The sequence below is a fragment of the Microbacterium sp. AG238 genome (assembly GCF_003610405.1).
GTDB lineage: Bacteria > Actinomycetota > Actinomycetes > Actinomycetales > Microbacteriaceae > Microbacterium.
Genome location: NZ_RAQC01000001.1, coordinates 787757 through 803842 on the forward strand (window position 1 = coordinate 787757; position 16086 = coordinate 803842).

The 16086-nt window shown below is 69.7% G+C and carries 15 protein-coding genes; 4 read left to right on the plus strand and 11 right to left on the minus strand.

Annotated features, from left to right (window positions below):
- Positions 1-27 precede the first annotated feature (27 nt).
- The 5 genes from DEU36_RS03745 to DEU36_RS03765 all read right to left on the minus strand — a co-directional run bounded on the left by DEU36_RS03745 (position 28) and on the right by DEU36_RS03765 (position 4460).
- Entirely contained in the window at positions 28-1821 is a 1794-nt protein-coding gene (locus DEU36_RS03745) for a penicillin-binding protein 2 (RefSeq protein WP_120262979.1), read from the minus strand.
- A gap of 5 nt (positions 1822-1826) precedes the next feature.
- Positions 1827-2447: a hypothetical protein gene (locus DEU36_RS03750; protein ID WP_120262980.1), complete on the minus strand. Its 621-nt coding sequence runs from the start codon at positions 2445-2447 to the stop codon at positions 1827-1829.
- Entirely contained in the window at positions 2444-3403 is a 960-nt protein-coding gene (gene rsmH / locus DEU36_RS03755) for a 16S rRNA (cytosine(1402)-N(4))-methyltransferase RsmH (RefSeq protein WP_120262981.1), read from the minus strand. Before rsmH ends, DEU36_RS03750 begins: the two co-directional genes overlap by 4 nt.
- Positions 3404-3504: 101 nt before the next feature.
- Positions 3505-3936: a division/cell wall cluster transcriptional repressor MraZ gene (mraZ, locus tag DEU36_RS03760; RefSeq protein WP_023951570.1), complete on the minus strand. Its 432-nt coding sequence runs from the start codon at positions 3934-3936 to the stop codon at positions 3505-3507.
- Between the two features lie 152 nt (positions 3937-4088).
- Positions 4089-4460, minus strand: a complete 372-nt coding sequence (locus DEU36_RS03765) for a DUF3040 domain-containing protein (RefSeq protein ID WP_120262982.1) — start codon at positions 4458-4460, stop codon at positions 4089-4091.
- 68 nt (positions 4461-4528) lie between these two features.
- On the opposite strand from DEU36_RS03765, the gene DEU36_RS03770 reads away from it, so the two are divergent.
- A complete protein-coding gene (locus tag DEU36_RS03770; protein WP_120262983.1) occupies positions 4529-5602 on the plus strand; it encodes a polyprenyl synthetase family protein in 1074 nt (357 codons plus the stop codon).
- 35 nt (positions 5603-5637) lie between these two features.
- Here DEU36_RS03770 and DEU36_RS03775 read toward each other — a convergent pair whose 3' ends face one another.
- Positions 5638-5988: an Rv2175c family DNA-binding protein gene (locus DEU36_RS03775; RefSeq protein WP_120262984.1), complete on the minus strand. Its 351-nt coding sequence runs from the start codon at positions 5986-5988 to the stop codon at positions 5638-5640.
- A gap of 138 nt (positions 5989-6126) precedes the next feature.
- Here DEU36_RS03775 and DEU36_RS03780 point away from each other — a divergent pair, with 138 nt between their 5' ends.
- Together DEU36_RS03780 and pknB are read left to right on the plus strand one after the other, a co-directional pair.
- Complete coding sequence (locus DEU36_RS03780) at positions 6127-7338, plus strand: LysM peptidoglycan-binding domain-containing protein (RefSeq protein WP_259455203.1); 1212 nt, start codon at positions 6127-6129, stop codon at positions 7336-7338.
- Positions 7339-7426: 88 nt separating this feature from the next.
- Positions 7427-9382, plus strand: a complete 1956-nt coding sequence (pknB, locus tag DEU36_RS03785) for a Stk1 family PASTA domain-containing Ser/Thr kinase (RefSeq protein ID WP_120262986.1) — start codon at positions 7427-7429, stop codon at positions 9380-9382.
- A 104-nt stretch (positions 9383-9486) separates the two neighbouring features.
- Here the strand turns inward: pknB and DEU36_RS03790 are convergent, their stop codons facing one another.
- From DEU36_RS03790 to DEU36_RS03805, 4 genes are all read right to left on the minus strand, one after another.
- The gene (locus DEU36_RS03790; protein WP_120262987.1) at positions 9487-10407 is read right to left on the minus strand and encodes a hypothetical protein; all 921 of its coding nucleotides are present in this window, start codon (positions 10405-10407) and stop codon (positions 9487-9489) included.
- Between the two features lie 137 nt (positions 10408-10544).
- Complete coding sequence (locus DEU36_RS03795) at positions 10545-11879, minus strand: class II 3-deoxy-7-phosphoheptulonate synthase (protein WP_112613926.1); 1335 nt, start codon at positions 11877-11879, stop codon at positions 10545-10547.
- A 46-nt stretch (positions 11880-11925) separates the two neighbouring features.
- Positions 11926-12615, minus strand: a complete 690-nt coding sequence (locus DEU36_RS03800) for a 1-acyl-sn-glycerol-3-phosphate acyltransferase (protein ID WP_120262988.1) — start codon at positions 12613-12615, stop codon at positions 11926-11928.
- A gap of 3 nt (positions 12616-12618) precedes the next feature.
- The gene (locus tag DEU36_RS03805; RefSeq protein ID WP_120262989.1) at positions 12619-13551 is read right to left on the minus strand and encodes an ROK family protein; all 933 of its coding nucleotides are present in this window, start codon (positions 13549-13551) and stop codon (positions 12619-12621) included.
- Positions 13552-13694: 143 nt separating this feature from the next.
- Between DEU36_RS03805 and DEU36_RS03810 the strand changes: the two genes are divergently transcribed.
- Complete coding sequence (locus DEU36_RS03810; protein WP_120262990.1) at positions 13695-15530, plus strand: long-chain fatty acid--CoA ligase; 1836 nt, start codon at positions 13695-13697, stop codon at positions 15528-15530.
- A gap of 64 nt (positions 15531-15594) precedes the next feature.
- Here DEU36_RS03810 and def read toward each other — a convergent pair whose 3' ends face one another.
- Positions 15595-16086, minus strand: coding sequence for a peptide deformylase (def, locus tag DEU36_RS03815; RefSeq protein WP_120262991.1), 492 nt, complete (start codon positions 16084-16086; stop codon positions 15595-15597).

Below are 16086 nucleotides of genomic sequence, written 5' to 3' on the forward strand. Positions count from 1 at the left end.
TTCAATCCTCTGACGCGCTCATGCGCGTCACTGGGTCACGGGGAGCAGCGGCGTCTGCGAGTCGGACGGCATGATCCGGTAGTGCTTGAGCACCTGGGTCATGGCCTTCTGGAACGCCGGCCGGTTGGCTGCAGACAGACGCAGGGTCTTCGGCTCGTCGAATGCCGTCAGGACAACATACTTCGGATCGTCGGCCGGCGCGTAGCCGACCAGCGACGTGTAATAGAGGTTGTCCTTATACGCGCCGGTGTTCGGATCGACCTTCTGGGCGGTGCCCGTCTTGCCCGCCATGCGGTAGCCGGGAATCGCGATGTCATCGGCGAGCGTGCCCTGCGCGAAGACGTTCTCGAGCATCTCGCTGACCTGGCTGGCGGTGCTCTCCTTGATGACGCGCACCGGCTCGGGCAGGTCGGGCTCGGTCACGGTACCGTCGGCCGCGGTGCAGGACTCGACGAGGCTCAGCGGCTCGCGCACACCGCCGTTCGCGATGGTCTGGTAGACCGATGCCACCTGCGGGGCGGTCACGGTGAAGGCCTGGCCGAACGTGGTCGTGTAGTACGTCTGGTTGTCCCACTGGTCGGTCGGGATGTAGGTGCCCTTGGGCTCCCCCGACCAGTTGAGCGCCGTGCCCTCGCCGACACCGAACTTCTTGAGGTACTCGAGCCGGGTCTCGGGATCGACCTGCGTGCCGAACTGCGACAACGCGACGTTCGACGAGGTGACGAGCCCGCCGGTGAGGGTCAGGTTCTGCGCCTCGTGGTGCTCGGAGTCGTTGACGACGGCGCCGTTGGGGAACTCCATCCGATCCGGCGACCACGCGGTCGACAACGGCGTGAGTCCCGCCGCCTCGATGGCGGTCGCCGCCGTGACGGGCTTGAAGGTCGATCCCGGCTCGTACGAGTCGCGGAACAGCCGGCTGCCGCGATCGGCCGGGTCGGATGCCGCGATGTCGTTCAGATCGACGCTGGGGTACTCAGCCGCTGCCCGGATCTTTCCCGTGGCGACCTCCACGACGAGGATCGAGCCGCTCTCGGCCCCGAGGTTCTGGGTCTGCTCGGCGATCAGCTGCTGCATGTACCACTGCAGATCGCGATCGATCGTCAGGCGCAGCGTTCCGCCGTTGACGGGCGCGGGATCTTCGATCTCCGTCCCGGGGATCACGACGCCGTCGAGCCCCCGCATGTACCGGACCGTGCCGTCGCTGCTCTGCAGGCACGAGTTCTGCAGCGACTCCATCCCCTCGAGCGGGGTCTCGTCCGAACCGACGAATCCGATGACGTTGCCCGCGACGGCCCCGTCGGGATAGGTCCGATGCGGGTGGGGGTCGAAGCCCACGAACGGGAGCTTGAGATCGGCGAGGGCGCGGTACTGCGCCGTCGATATCCCACGCTCGAGATAGGCGAATCGCGACTCGGGATCAGCAGCGACGGCGGTCGTGACGATGCCCTCGACCTCGGCGGCATCCTGCCCGGTCACGGCGGCGATCTCGGTCGCCAGCTCGGGCCACGTGACGGTGACGGTCTGACCGTCGTCGTTCTTGCGCTTGATCCCGTTCGCGGCGAGCTTCGGGTCGATCTTCGCATCGTAGACGGAGGTCGTCGTCGCGAGCGGTGCCCCGTTGGTGTCGGTGATGTCGCCGCGCGTCCCGAAGAGTTCCGTCCCGGCCTCCATCGCCAGGTTTCGGGCATCCGTCTGGTGCTCGTCGGCGTTGACGACCTGGATGTCGACGAGCCGGACGATGAAGGCGACGAGGACGATGAGGACGACGAGGAGTGCGACGACCGTACGGCGGCGCGGACTGCGGGTGGCTCGTGTCGTCATGGTTCTCAGTGTGTGCTCGGGGCGGGCAATCCGTCGGCGATGGGCGGGGGTGTCGCACGATCGGCACCGACCAGCTCGTCGGTGCTCGTGCCGGACGCGAGACTCGCGTCGGGATCGGTGACCAGCGGCACGCCGGCGACGAGGGAGTTCGCGACGGCGGCCCGGCCCAGGGCGTCGACGTTCGAGTGCGAGCCGGCAGCGCTGGCGGCGCCCAGCACGGCTCCGTCGCTGAGCCGCAGGTAGCTCGGCGACTCCGCGATCACCATGCCCAGCGCGGTGGCGTTCGCCGCGAGGTACTGGGGAGAGGCGAGCCCCGCGAGATCGTCCTGGATGATCTGCTTCTGCCAGGTGAGCTGGCGCTGCTGCTGCGAGAGCGAGGAGATCTCGTACGAGGTCTGGGTCGTGAGGATCGACAGCCCCATCTGCACCGCCCCGATGAGCACCGCCCCCGACACGGCGATGACGCCGTAGAGCATGCGCGGGCGGCGGCGACGGGCCGCGCCCGTGACCAGGCGCAGATCGCGCTGGCGTTCCCGCTCCCCCTCGCGCGGCAGGCGGCCGGGAACGCTCGCGAAGAAGTCGTCACCGAGCGGCGATGGGATGCGGGCGGTGTTGTCGGCAGTCACGAGGCCTCCCTCATCCGTTCCGCCGCACGCAGCCGGACCGGCGTCGCGCGGGGATTGCGTTCACGTTCTTCCTCGGACGCCAGTTCCGCGCCGCGCACCAGCAGCCGGAACCGCGGCGCGTGTTCGGGGAGCTCGACGGGCAGGCCGCTCGGCGCGGTCGAGGACGAGGCCTCGGCCAGCACGCGCTTGACCGCGCGGTCTTCGAGCGACTGGTACGACATGACGACGATGCGCCCGCCGACGGCCAGCGCATCGAGCGCGGCGGGCAGGGCGCGTTCGAGCACGGCGAGCTCGGCGTTGACTTCGATGCGCAGCGCTTGGAAGACGCGTTTCGCGGGGTGCCCCGAACGCTCGCGCTGGACGGCGATCGGAGTCGCGGCGATGAGCACATCGACGAGCTCGCCGGATCGGGTGAGCGGAGCACGGCCGCGCGCCTCGATGATCGCCCGGGCGTATCGCCCGGCCAGCTTCTCCTCGCCGTAGCGCTCGAAGATGCGGCGCAGGTTGCCTTCGCTGTACGTCGCGAGGATCTCCGCCGCCGTCGTGCCCGCGGTCTGGTCCATCCGCATATCGAGGGGCGCGTCCTGCGCGTACGCGAATCCGCGGTCGGCCTCGTCGAGCTGCAGGGACGACACGCCCAGATCGAAGAGGATGCCGTCGACGCGGCGGATGCCGAGCGAGTCGAGCGCCTCGCGGATGCCGTCGTAGACGGTGTGCACGAGGTCGACGCGATCGCCGAACCGGGCCAGCCGCTCTCCCGCGATGCGCAGAGCGTCGGTGTCACGGTCGAGGCCGACCAGCCGCACGTCGGGGAACTTCTCGAGCAGAGCCTCCGAGTGACCGCCCATGCCTTCGGTCGCGTCGACGACGACGGCGCCCTCGCGCTGGAGCGCGGGAGCGAGCAGCTCGACGCAGCGGTCGAGCAGAACGGGGGTGTGGATGTCGTCGTTCGTCATGGTCGTGGAGGGACGGGGCCCGGAGCCGTGATCCCCCTCCGCTGCGACCTGACACCGGGGAAGTGCGTCAGGGCCAGCGGCTGAGGATCACGGCCACGGGGTCAGAAGAGTCCCGGGATCACCTCCTGCTCCATGTCGGAGTACGCGTCTTCGTTGCCGGCGGCGTAGGCGTTCCAGGCATCGGCGTCCCAGATCTCGGCGTGTGCGCCGACGCCGGTCATGACCAGCTCTCGGCCGAGACCGGCATAGGTGCGCAGGTGCGGCGGCACCGTGATGCGGTTCTGGCTGTCGGGCTTCTCCGCGCTCGCGCCCGAGAGGAACATGCGCTGGAAGTCGCGCGCCTGCTTGTTCGTCAGGGGCGCTTCGCGGATCCGCTCGTAGACGCGCTCGAACTCGACCGTGCTGAAGACGTAGAGGCACCGCTCCTGGCCGCGCGTGACGACGACACCAGGGCCGAGGTCGTCGCGGAATTTGGCGGGGAGGATGACGCGGCCCTTCTCGTCGAGCTTGGGGGTGTGCGTGCCGAGAAGCATGGTGCTCCACCACCCCCTCCCGGCCCGTCGGTGCGCACCACTTTACTCCACTTTCCTCCACTTCACTATGGCAGGCGCGCCCGTTCCTCCCCCGAGGCACAAAAAAGAGCACCGACCCGGAGGTCGGTGCTCTGAGAGTGAGGTGGCTGACGTCAGCGTTCGCCGTTGCGGCGGTCCCATCGGTCGTTCATCCGGTCCATGAAACTCGAGGAGCGGGCGGTCGGCTTGCGGGTGCCGGCCGTGGCCGCCGGCCGGCTCGCGGCGGCGTTCCGAGAGGGGGTCAGCGCCAGCACGACACCCCCGACCATCACGAGGAAGGCGACGACGCCGATCGCGATGATGCTGCTCGAGACGCCGGCGATCAGACCGCCGAGACCGAGGAGGACGAGGACCGCACCGTAGACGATGTTGCGGTAGCTGAGGGACTGACCTTCGCGCGGAGCACTGACGACGTCTGCTTCATTGCGCATGAGATGGCGTTCCATCTCGTCGAGCAGCCGCTGCTCCTGTTCTGACAGTGGCATGCATCCCCCTCTGTTCGGGTACCGGTGCGCCCGATTCTACGCGCGCTGATGAGAACTAGGCTAGGCCCGTGACGAGCTCCGCCGACCCGATCTCGACCGTTTCCCAGCGACTGGAAAGATTCGCGTTGGATCGGCGGGCCGAGGTCGCCGATCTCGGGGCTGAAGCGGCCGATTTCGTCGACCGCGCCCTCACCGCCGTCGCCGGCGGCAAAAGGCTGCGCGCCCGCTTCCTGTCGGCAGGACACGCGGCGGCCGGCGCCCCGTCCGGCGACGCCGACATCGCCGGCGTCGCCGCGTCGCTCGAGATCTTCCACGCCGCTGCACTGGTGCACGACGACCTCGTCGACAACTCCGACACCCGGCGGGGCCGCCCCGCCGCGCATCGGGCTCTCGAAGAAGCGCACCGTCGATCGGGCTGGCTGGGCGATGCCGACGCCTTCGGACGCGCCGCGGCGATCCTGCTCGGCGACCTGCTCATCGCCTGGAGCGATGACCTCCTCGAAGACGCCCTCGACGGGCACCCGCACGCGGCCGATGTGCGCCGCCAGTACGCGACGATGCGCCGCGACGTGACCGTCGGGCAGTACCTCGATGTCGCGGAGGAAGCCGCGTGGGCGACGGCACCCGACGGGGAACACGCCGCGCGCGCCCTCCGCGTCGCGTCGTACAAGTCGGCCCGCTACAGCGTGCAGCAGCCGCTGCTGATCGGCGCCGCGCTCAGCGGCGCCACCGCGGCTCAGCGCGAGACCCTCGCAGACTTCGGTCACGCCGTCGGGCTCGCCTTCCAGCTGCGAGACGACGTGCTCGGCGTCTTCGGCGACTCTTCGGTGACGGGCAAGCCGTCCGGAGACGACCTTCGCGAGGGCAAGCGCACGGTCCTCATCGCTTATGCCCGTGAGGCGATGGACGACGCCGGCCGGTCCGACCTCGATGCCGCGCTCGGTGACCGGACCCTCGATGAGGCGACCATCGCTCGGCTGCAGAAGGTCATCCGAGAAAGTGGCGCCGTCGAGCGCCTCGAAGGCGAGATCGATCGCCTCTCTACGGCCGCGGACACGGCACTCGAGAACGCCCCGATCGGGGCTGCCGAGGTGGCCCTCCTGCGCGAGATCGCCGACGCCGCCATCCGACGCTCCGCCTGAGTCGACGGCTTCCGCCTCCGCTGACGGGCGCTGCGTCAGGCGAGAGTCTGAGCGACCCGTCGGACCTCCGCCTTGCGCCCCGCACGCAGAGCCGCGATCGGAGCCGCTCCGATCGATTCCTCGATCGCGAACAGCCAGTCGATCGCCTCGTCATCCGAGAACCCGACGTCGTGCAGCACGGTGATGGTGCCGCGCAGCGACGAGAGCGGTGCACCGTCGAGGAAGAACGCCTCGGGAATGCGGAACGTGCCGTCGCGGCGCGAGCCGATGAGGTGATTCTCATCCAGCAGCCGGCGGACGCGGCTGAGCGTCTCACCCGTGAGGTCGACCACATCGGGCAGCGTCAGCCAGGACAGGGGAACGACGGGGTAATCGGCAGTGCTCACCCCTTCACTATGTCACTTCCACTCGGCGTCGCGGCTCCCGCGTCCGGCTCATTTCACACGAATCACAGCAGTCACATCGGTTGACACCTCTCACAGCCGCGTGTCAGCGTTTCCGAGACCTCCGAGAAGGGACCCTCCGTGCGCCGCGACTCGATCTCTCCCCCGCACCCACCGCGACCCCGCCTGCGCGGCATGGTCGCGCCCGCCGTCGTGGGCTCGATCGCGCTGAGCCTGACGGCGCAGCCCGCCGCCGCCACCCCCACGGTCGAGACGGCCCATCGGGACGGCGCGCCCGGGGCGACGTTGCGGTCGGCTGTGCCCGGTGCCGCCTCCGCCCGTCCGCTCGCGGCTCGACCGGCCGAGCACACGGTCGTGCTCGGCGACACGATCAGCCGGATCGCATCCGCCTATGGGCTCCGTACGGTCGACCTCCTCGCATGGAACGGTCTGGACTGGTCATCCGTCATCCGTCCCGGAGACCGGATCCGGCTGAGCGCCGAGGCGGGCGCGACCGCCGCGGTCGCTCCCGCCCCGCAGGCCGCGCCCGCCGGAGTCACCCACACCGTCTCGACCGGCGACACGCCCTGGTCGATCGCTCAGGCCCACGGCATCGGGGTCGGCGCATTGCTCGCCGCGAACGGGCTCGGGGACGGAGCGGTGATCTTCCCCGGCCAGACCCTCGCGGTCCCCTCGGCCGCCGGCGCGACGGCGATGCCCGCCCCCGCGGCCGTCTCTCAGGCGACCCCGATCGCCGCCGCGACCCACACCGTGGCCGCCGGCGACACGCTGTCGGCGATCGCCACCGCGAACGGGCTGGGCCTCGACGCGGTGCTCGCCGCGAACGGGCTGGACCGCGCATCGATCATCTACCCGGGGCAGGCGCTCGTGATCCCGGGCGCCGCGGCGACTCCGGCTGTCGCGACGTCCGCGCTGGTCGACCTCGGCCTCGACGCGGAGCAGATCGAGAACGCCCGACTCATCATCCAGGTCGGTCGGGAACGCGGCGTCCCCGACCGCGGCATCGCCATCGCTCTGGCGACGGCGATGGTCGAGTCGTGGATCCGCAACCTCGACTGGGGAGATCGCGACTCGCTCGGGCTCTTCCAACAGCGCCCGAGCACCGGATGGGGCACCCCCGACCAGGTCCGCGACGCCTCCCGGTCGATCGCGACCTTCTACGGCGGCGCCGCCGACCCCAACGGCACCGCAACCCGCGGGCTGCTCGACATCCCGGGCTGGGAGAACCTCCCGTTCACCGACGCCGCGCAAGCCGTGCAGATCTCCGCTTACCCCGATCGGTACGGCGAGTGGGAGCAGCAGGCTTACCGCTGGCTCGCCGCGCTCGGCTGACCCCGAAAGCGCTGGGAAGCCCATGTCACCGGTGCCCGAGGGTGAGCCGTTGCCCGGGCTCGCAGCATCCGCTCCGTAGAATCGCTCCGTGAGCATGAGCCAGCAGACCGACCCGCTGATCGGCCGACTGGTCGACCAGCGGTATCGCGTCCGCGCTCGCATCGCCCGCGGCGGCATGGCGACGGTGTACGTCGCGACCGACCTCAGACTCGAGCGCCGCGTCGCTCTGAAGGTCATGCACGGGCATCTCTCCGACGACTCCGTGTTCCAGAGCCGCTTCATCCAGGAAGCCCGCTCCGCTGCCCGGCTCGCCGACCCCCATGTCGTCAACGTGTTCGACCAGGGCCAGGACGGCGAGATGGCCTACCTGGTGATGGAGTATCTGCCGGGCATCACGCTGCGCGAGCTGCTGCGCGAGCAGAAGCGCCTGACCATCCCGCAGACGATCACGATCATGGACGCGATCCTTTCGGGTCTCGCAGCCGCCCATCGGGCTGGGATCGTGCACCGCGACGTCAAGCCCGAGAACGTGCTGCTGGCCGAGGACGGCCGCATCAAGATCGGCGACTTCGGCCTGGCACGCGCGACGACCGCGAACACCGCGACGGGCCAGATGCTCCTCGGCACGATCGCCTACCTCGCTCCGGAGCTGGTCACCCGGGGCACCGCCGACGCGCGCAGCGACATCTACGCGCTCGGCATCATGCTCTACGAGATGCTCGCCGGCGAGCAGCCCTACAAGGGCGAGCAGCCGATGCAGATCGCCTACCAGCATGCGACCGACTCGGTGCCGCGACCGAGCGCGAAGAACCCCGGAGTGCCCGAGCAGCTCGACGAGCTGGTGCTGTGGGCGACCGAGCGCGAGCCCGACGAGCGTCCACTCGACGCCCGGGTCATGCTCGACCGGCTGCGCGAGATCGAGCGCGAGCTGGGTGTCTTCCCGCAGGTGGTGCGCACAGCACCGTCCGGCGCCCCGGCGGTCGTCATCGACGATGACGGCGAGGGCTCGGGCGAGCTCACCAAGGTGATGCCCGGCACGTTCACCGCGCCGCCGGTGACCACCGATGTCGACAACGCGACACGGCTGCGGCGACTCGCCCGACGCAATCGCGCGAAGGGCGCCTGGCTCGTCACGATCGTCCTCCTGCTGGCGGCTCTCGCCGGCGGGACGGGGTGGTGGTTCGGATCGGGTCCCGGCTCGCTGGTCGCCGTTCCGGACGTGCGCGGCGAGACGTTCGCCGAGGCTCAGGCCGCGATCGCAGCCCAGGGGCTGCTGGCCGAGGAGTCCGGCGAGAACAGCCTCGACGTCGCTACGGGTCTCACCATCCGCACCGACCCCGCCCCGGGCACCCGGCTCGATCGCGAGGCGACCGTGACCGTGGTCATCTCGCGCGGACCGGCAGAAGTGTCGATTCCCGCCCTCTCGGGTCAGACCGAACAGGCGGCGCGCGAGATCCTGCGGCAGAACATCGTGGCCGTGTCCGACGACCCGGACGCCGAGTTCGATCCGGATGTCGCCGAGGGCACCGTCATCCGCGCGTCCGGCACCCCGGCCGGGGGCGGCGACGCCATCGACTGCTCGAACGGCTGCACGCTCCGCCAGGGCGACTCGGCGGCCCTGCTGGTCTCGCGCGGTGCCGTGCCCGATGTCTCGGGCCAGAGCGTCAACCGCGCGACCGCCATGCTCACCGACGTCGGCCTCGAGGTGTCGAGTGACACCCGCAGCGAGGCGAGCGAGCGCACCGCCAAGGGCGACGTGATCGGCATCGCAGACCGCGGCGAGGAGGGCAACTGGCGGCCGGGCGAGACCGTGACCCTGATCGTCTCGAGCGGTCCCCCGCTGTTCGAGGTGCCGAGCGTCGTCGGGCAGACCCGCGATGCGGCCGCGCAGACGCTGCGCGACGCGGGATTCGACGTCAGCTTCTCGGCCCTGTGGAACATCTGGCCCGACGGGTTGACCAAGGTCACCGCACAGGACCCCACCGGCGGGAGCAAGCACGTGCGCGGCACCACCATCACCCTGCAGATCACCGCCACCGGCTGAGCCTGCCCGGTCTTCCGGGCCCGACGAGTGCGAGAGCGCACGAATGCACGGTCAGGAGCCTCCTGCACCCTGCGAATACGCGTCCTCGCCGACCTCCGAGCGGTTCAGGCGAGAGCGCGACGGATGCGGGCGGCCAGCGCCCGCGCGTCGTCGTCGAGGTCGGCCCCTCCGACGAGGATGACGCGGTACCCGGCATCCTCGAGCAGCTGCACACGCGTGAGATCGTCGAGCCATCGGCGTCGTGACGCGCGATGCTCGTCGCCCTGGTACTCGAGGAGCAGCCGGTGCTCGGGCCATCCCATGTCGGCGTGCCTCACGCCCGCAGCCGTGCGAACCGCGACCTGCCCCCGCGGTTCGGGGATTCCCGCGTCGACGAGCGCGACGCGCAGGATCGACTCCTGGGGTGAATCCACGAGCGATCGGGCGCGCTCCAACGCAGCGCGCAACGACCGGGCTTCGCGCGCACTTCCCCGATCGATCACAGCCGTCTCGAGTTCAGCGCGCGTCGCGAGAGGACGCGTGCGGCCCCGCTCGCCGCGTCGTCCGCTGAGGAGGTAGTCGGCTGTCGCGACGAGCCACCGGTGACCGAGGGGCTGCGGACCGGCAGCGAGCCGACACCAGGCCTCGGTCGGTGTGATCACGGGCAGGCCCTCGACGTCCCGGCGTTCGAGAACGAGGCTCGTCCGCGATCCCAGAACACCGGGGCGCCGCATCGCCGCTCCGCCGCCAGCCGTGATCACCTCGAGCATCGGCGGACCGGAGACCCAGGGCAACGGCATCCCCCATAGCGCCGCGGCCGTTCGGCCGGAGAAGAGTTGCGTCGGCCCCAGCGCGGGCAGGATCAGGCGGCAGCGCCCGAGGATGTCGTCGGCGCCGATGGCGTCGAATGCGGCGTAGACACCATGGTGCGGATGCCGCAGATCGAAGGCCCGCAGCCTGCCGCGGCTCACGCCGAACGCGCGCGCCTCGTCCGTAGTGAATGCCTGTGCGGTGATGGGTCGTGGCAGAGGAGCGCGGCGGTTCACCCGCCCACACTCCCCCGGCACCCCCCATCGGCCCGACTTATCCCCACCTCGAGACAGCGAGAGCGCACATCTGCACGGTGGGGAGACCCCGTAACCGTGCGGATGTGCGCTCTCGCGCGATGCTGAAGCGCCGAGGCTCAGCGCTTCTCGAGCTCCTCGGCGACCAGGAAGGCGAGCTCGAGGCTTTGCATGTGGTTCAGTCTCGGGTCGCACAGGCTCTCGTAGCGCGTGGCCAGTGTCGCCTCGTCGATCATCTCGGAGCCGCCGAGGCACTCGGTGACGTCGTCACCGGTGAGCTCGACGTGGATGCCGCCGGGGAAGGTGCCGACCGCGCGGTGCGCTTCGAAGAACCCGCGGACCTCGTCGACGACGTCGTCGAAACGACGCGTCTTGTAGCCGGTCGGCGTCGTGATGCCGTTGCCGTGCATGGGATCGGTGACCCACAGCGGCGTCGCGCCGGAGTCCTTCACGGCCTCGAGCAGCGGCGGCAGCGCGTCGCGGATCTTGCCCGCACCCATACGCGTGATGAAGGTGAGACGACCCGGCTCGCGCTCGGGGTCGAGCTTGTCGATCAGCGCCAGCGCGGTGTCGGTCGACGTCGTGGGGCCGAGCTTCACGCCGATCGGGTTGCGGATCTTCGAGAAGTAGTCGACGTGGGCGCCATCGAGCTCGCGGGTGCGCTCGCCGATCCAGAGGAAGTGCGACGACGTGTTGTACGGGGTGTTCGTCCGCGAGTCGATGCGCGTCATCGGACGCTCGTAGTCCATCAGCAGGCCCTCGTGGCCCGTGTAGAACTCCACGCCGCGCAGCTCGTCGAAGTTGGCGCCGGCCGCTTCCATGAACTTGATGGCGCGGTCGATCTCGCCCGCGAGTCCCTCGTAGCGCGCGTTGGCCGGGTTCGACGCGAAGCCCTTGTTCCACGAGTGCACCTCGCGCAGGTCGGCGAACCCACCCTGCGTGAACGCGCGGATGAGATTCAGCGTCGACGCGGCCGTGTGGTAGCCCTTGAGCAGCCGTGCGGGGTCGGGCTGGCGCGAGGCCGCCGTGAAGTCGTAGCCGTTGACGATGTCGCCGCGGTAGGCGGGCAGCGTGACATCGCCGCGCGTCTCGGTGTCGCTCGAGCGCGGCTTGGCGAACTGGCCGGCCATGCGCCCCATCTTCACGACGGGCATCGAGGCGCCATAGGTCAGCACGACCGCCATCTGCAGCACGGTCTTGATGCGGTTGCGGATCTTCTCCGCGGTCGCGCCGGCGAACGTCTCGGCGCAGTCACCGCCCTGCAGCAGGAAGGCTTCTCCGGATGCTGCGCGCGCGAGGCGCTCGCGGAGGATATCCACCTCACCGGCGAAGACGAGGGGCGGAAGCGTCGCGATCTCAGCCGACACCGCAGCCACGGCGTCGGGGTCGTTCCACGCCGGCTGCTGCTTGATGGGAAGATCGCGCCACGAGTCGAGTGAATCCAGCGTAGGCACGCGCCAAGTCTAATGCTCGGCCGACACCGCGCCGGCCGTGTGACGCTCAGCCCTGCTGCTGCGCCGCGCGCTCCTTGACGGACGAGGCGTAGACGTCTTCGTACTCCTGCTCGCCCAGACGCTGCAGCGCGACCATGATCTCGTCGGTCACCGAGCGCAGCACGTAACGGTCGCCTTCCATCCCCTGGAAGCGCGAGAAATCGAGCGGCTCGCCGATGACCATTCCCACGCGTCCGACCCGGGGGATGCTGCGCCCGATGGGCATGACCGCGTCGGTGTCGACCATCACCACGGGGATGACCGGCACACGGGCCTCCAGCGCCATGCGCGCCAGCCCCGTGCGCCCGCGGTACAGCTTGCCGTCGGGACTGCGTGTGCCCTCGGGGTAGATCCCGAGCAGGTCACCGCGGCCGAGGACCTGCAGTCCGGTGTTGAGTGAGGCCTCGGATGCCTTGCCCCCGGTGCGATCGATCGCGATCTGACCCGTCGCCTTCATGAACACCCGGGTCGCCCAGCCTTTGAGGCCCGTACCCGTGAAGTAGTCGCTCTTGGCGAGGAACGACATGGGCCGGTCGATCATGAGCGGCAGGAAGATCGAGTCGCTCACCGACAGGTGGTTGCTGGCGAAGATCGCCGCGCCGGTCGCGGGCACGTTCCGCCGACCGACGATCCAGGGCCGGAAGATCGCCTTCACCACGGGTCCGATGAAGATGTACTTCATCAGCCAGTAGAACACCGGTCACCGCCCCCCGGCGAGATCGGCCACGCCGATCAAGCCGGCATCGTTGCCGAGGGTGGCGATGGCGAAATCGGCGGGCGCGGCGTTCTCGCCGCCCGGAAGGGCTGCGCGATAGGCCGCCCGGACCGGCGCGAGCAACGTCTCACCCAGCTGCGCGACGCCGCCGCCGATGACGAAGATCTCGGGGTCGAGCGTGGCCTGGAATCCGCCCGTGGTCTCTCCCAGAGCCGTCGCGACCCGGTGGAGCGCCTCGAGCGCGCCCGGGTCGTCCGCGAGGATCAGCCGGGAGATCGCGTCGCCGGGGATCGAGCCGTGTTCGTCACGCACCTGAGCGAGTCCGGCCCCGAGCCCCGGGTCGTCGGCGATGGCGATCGCCTCGCGTTGCAGCGCGCGTCCCGACGCGTACTGCTCGAGGCATCCCTGCAGTCCGCAGCCGCACAGGCGCCCGCCGCGCTCGAAGCGAACGTGCCCCAGCTCGCCCGCCGCCCCGCGACCGCCGATGAGGAGCTGCCCGTCGATGATGACCGCTCCCCCGACGCCGGTGCCGAGCGTGAGCATCACCATGTTCGAGCTGCCGCGGCCGGCACCGAAGCGGTACTCGGCCCACCCGGCGGCGTTCGCGTCGTTCTCGAGCACGACGGCGACGCCGACGCGCGCTTCGAGCTCGGCGCGCAACGGATGCTCGACCCAATCGATGTTCGGCGCGTGCCGCATGATCGACCGCGTGCGGTCGAGGAAGCCGGCAGCGGCGACCCCGACAGCCGTCACCTCGTGGGATGCCCGGAAGTGCCGCGCCATGTCGGCGACGGCGTCGGCCAGCGCGTCGGTGTCGGCGGGGGTGTCGACGCGGATGCGGTCGACGATCGTCCCGTCGGCGGAGACGACACCTCCGGCGATCTTGGTTCCGCCGATGTCGATGCCGATGTTGAGCACGCGTGGTCCTTTCCGTCGGCCGTCCGGCGGCGACCCGGAAAGTCTAATGGGGCGCCGTGTCCTGGCGCGGGCTCGGCGACCGGGTGGCAGATAGAGTGTGTGTACCCTGCCAGACGCTTCCGGTACCGAAGGAGTTGCCGCCCATGAGCGCCGTCCAGTTCGAAGTCCCCGCTGTCGTTCCAGCCGACCCTGACGCGAACATCACCGATCTCCTCGTCGACCGGGTCGCTGCCACCCCGTCGCGAGCACTTTTCGCCGTCCCACACGACGGTGCATGGCGCGACATCGCCGCGGCCGAATTCCAACGCGAGGTCATCGCCCTGGCGAAGGGCCTCGTCGCCGCGGGTGTCGAGCCCGGCGACAAGGTCGCGTTCGTGGCCCGCACGACGTACGACTGGACGCTCGTCGACTTCGCGATCTTCTTCGCCGGAGCCGTCATGGTCCCCGTCTACGAGACGAGCTCGGCGTCGCAGATCGCCTGGATCCTCAGCGACTCGGGTGCGACGTTCGCGATCGCCGAGTCGGCCGACCACGCCGGGCGCATCGATGAGATCCGGTCGACGGTGCCCCTCGTCCGCGAGGTGTGGGTCATGGCTTCGGGAGACCTCGACAAGCTGCGTTCGGGCGGAAGCGATGTGTCCGACGACGAGATCGAACGGCGACGGAACCTCGCCGTCGGCTCGGACATCGCGACGCTCATCTACACCTCGGGATCGACCGGACGCCCGAAGGGCTGCGTCCTGACCCACAGCAACTTCGTCGAGCTCGCCCGCAACTCCGGCGAAGCGCTCAAGGAGGTCGTCAACCACCCCGGCGGCGCGTCGACGCTGCTGTTCATCACGACGGCTCACGTGTTCGCCCGCTTCATCTCGATCCTCAACGTCCACGCGGGGGTCAAGACGGGGCATCAGCCCGACACCAAGCAGCTGCTCCCCGCGCTCGGCAGCTTCCAGCCGACCTTCCTGCTCGCCGTGCCGCGAGTGTTCGAGAAGGTCTACAACTCCGCGGAGCAGAAGGCCGAGGCGGGCGGCAAGGGCAAGATCTTCCGCGCCGCGGCGCACGTCGCGATCGAGCACTCGCGGCTGCAGCAGGAAGGCAAGAGCATTCCGCTCGTGACCAAGCTGAAGTTCCGGCTGTTCGACAAGCTCGTGTACGGCAAGCTTCGCGCCGCCATGGGCGGCCGTGTCACGTACGCCGTCTCGGGATCCGCTCCCCTGGGCCCGCGTCTCGGGCACTTCTTCCACAGCCTCGGTGTCACGATCCTCGAGGGGTACGGGCTGACCGAGACGACGGCCCCCGCCACGGTCAACCTCGCGACCAAGTCCAAGATCGGCACCGTCGGTCCGGTTCTTCCCGGTGTCGGCGTCCGCCTCGGCGAGGACGGCGAGGTCGAGGTGCGGGGTATCAACGTGTTCGCCGAGTACTGGCGCAACCCCGAGGCCACCGAGGCGGCGTTCAACGACGGCTGGTTCAAGACGGGCGACATCGGGTCGTTCGACGACGAGGGCTTCCTCACGATCACGGGACGCAAGAAGGAGATCATCGTCACTGCCGGCGGCAAGAACGTCGCCCCGGCCGTGCTCGAGGACCCCATCCGCGCCAACCCGATCGTGGGCCAGGTCGTCGTCGTGGGCGATCAGAAGCCGTTCATCTCCGCGCTCGTGACGCTCGACCCGGAGATGCTGCCGACGTGGCTGACGAACAACGGCCTCTCGGGCGACATGGCCATCGCAGAGGCCGCGAACAACAGTCAGGTCCGCGCCGAGGTCCAGCGCGCGATCGACGATGCCAACCGCAACGTCTCGCGAGCCGAGTCGATCCGCAAGTTCACGATCCTCGACACCGAGTGGACCGAGGCGAGCGGCCATCTGACGCCGAAGATGAGCATCAAGCGCAACGTCATCCTCACCGATTTCGCGGACGAGATCTCGGAGATCTACGACGAGCCGGTCAAGACGAGCAACGTTCCGCTCGGATGATCGGATGACGAAGAAGGGGGCCCGGCTGATGGATCATCAGCCGGGCCCCCTTCTTCGCGGTGCGTCAGAACCAGGACGACTCGCGCACCTCGCGCATGGCGATGCGCCGCTCGGCGGGCGAGAGCCGGTCGAGATACAGGATGCCGTCGAGATGGTCGCACTCGTGCTGCAGCGCCTGGGCCATGAGACCTTCGCCCTCGAGGACGATCTCGTCACCGTCGAGGTCGATGCCCACCGCGCGCGCGTAGGGGTGGCGGAGCGTGTCGTGCCAGAGGTTCGGCACCGACAGGCACCCCTCGCCGATCAGCGAGGGGTCACCGGAGACCTCGACCAGGCGCGGATTGAGGATGTAGCCGATGACCCCGTCGACGTTGTAGCTGAACGCGCGCAGCCCGACGCCGATCTGCGGCGCCGCCACCCCGGCGCGGCCGGGCAGCTCGACCGTGTCGAGGAGATCACGGACGAGCGAGCGCACACCGTCGTCGACCGTCTCGATCGGAGCTGCCGTCGATTTGAGGACGGGGTCGCCGAAGAACCGGATGGCGCGAACCGCCAT

What these genes read in the sequence shown, in the direction of transcription:
- DEU36_RS03745 (WP_120262979.1), bottom strand. Translation starts at nt 1,821, where the DNA reads ATGACGACACGAGCCACCCGCAGTCCGCGCCGCCGTACGGTCGTCGCA.
- rsmH (WP_120262981.1), bottom strand. Translation starts at nt 3,403, where the DNA reads ATGACGAACGACGACATCCACACCCCCGTTCTGCTCGACCGCTGCGTC.
- mraZ (WP_023951570.1), bottom strand. Translation starts at nt 3,936, where the DNA reads ATGCTTCTCGGCACGCACACCCCCAAGCTCGACGAGAAGGGCCGCGTC.
- DEU36_RS03765 (WP_120262982.1), bottom strand. Translation starts at nt 4,460, where the DNA reads ATGCCACTGTCAGAACAGGAGCAGCGGCTGCTCGACGAGATGGAACGC.
- DEU36_RS03810 (WP_120262990.1), top strand. Translation starts at nt 13,695, where the DNA reads ATGAGCGCCGTCCAGTTCGAAGTCCCCGCTGTCGTTCCAGCCGACCCT.
- def (WP_120262991.1), bottom strand. Translation starts at nt 16,086, where the DNA reads ATGGCGGTTCGCGCCATCCGGTTCTTCGGCGACCCCGTCCTCAAATCG.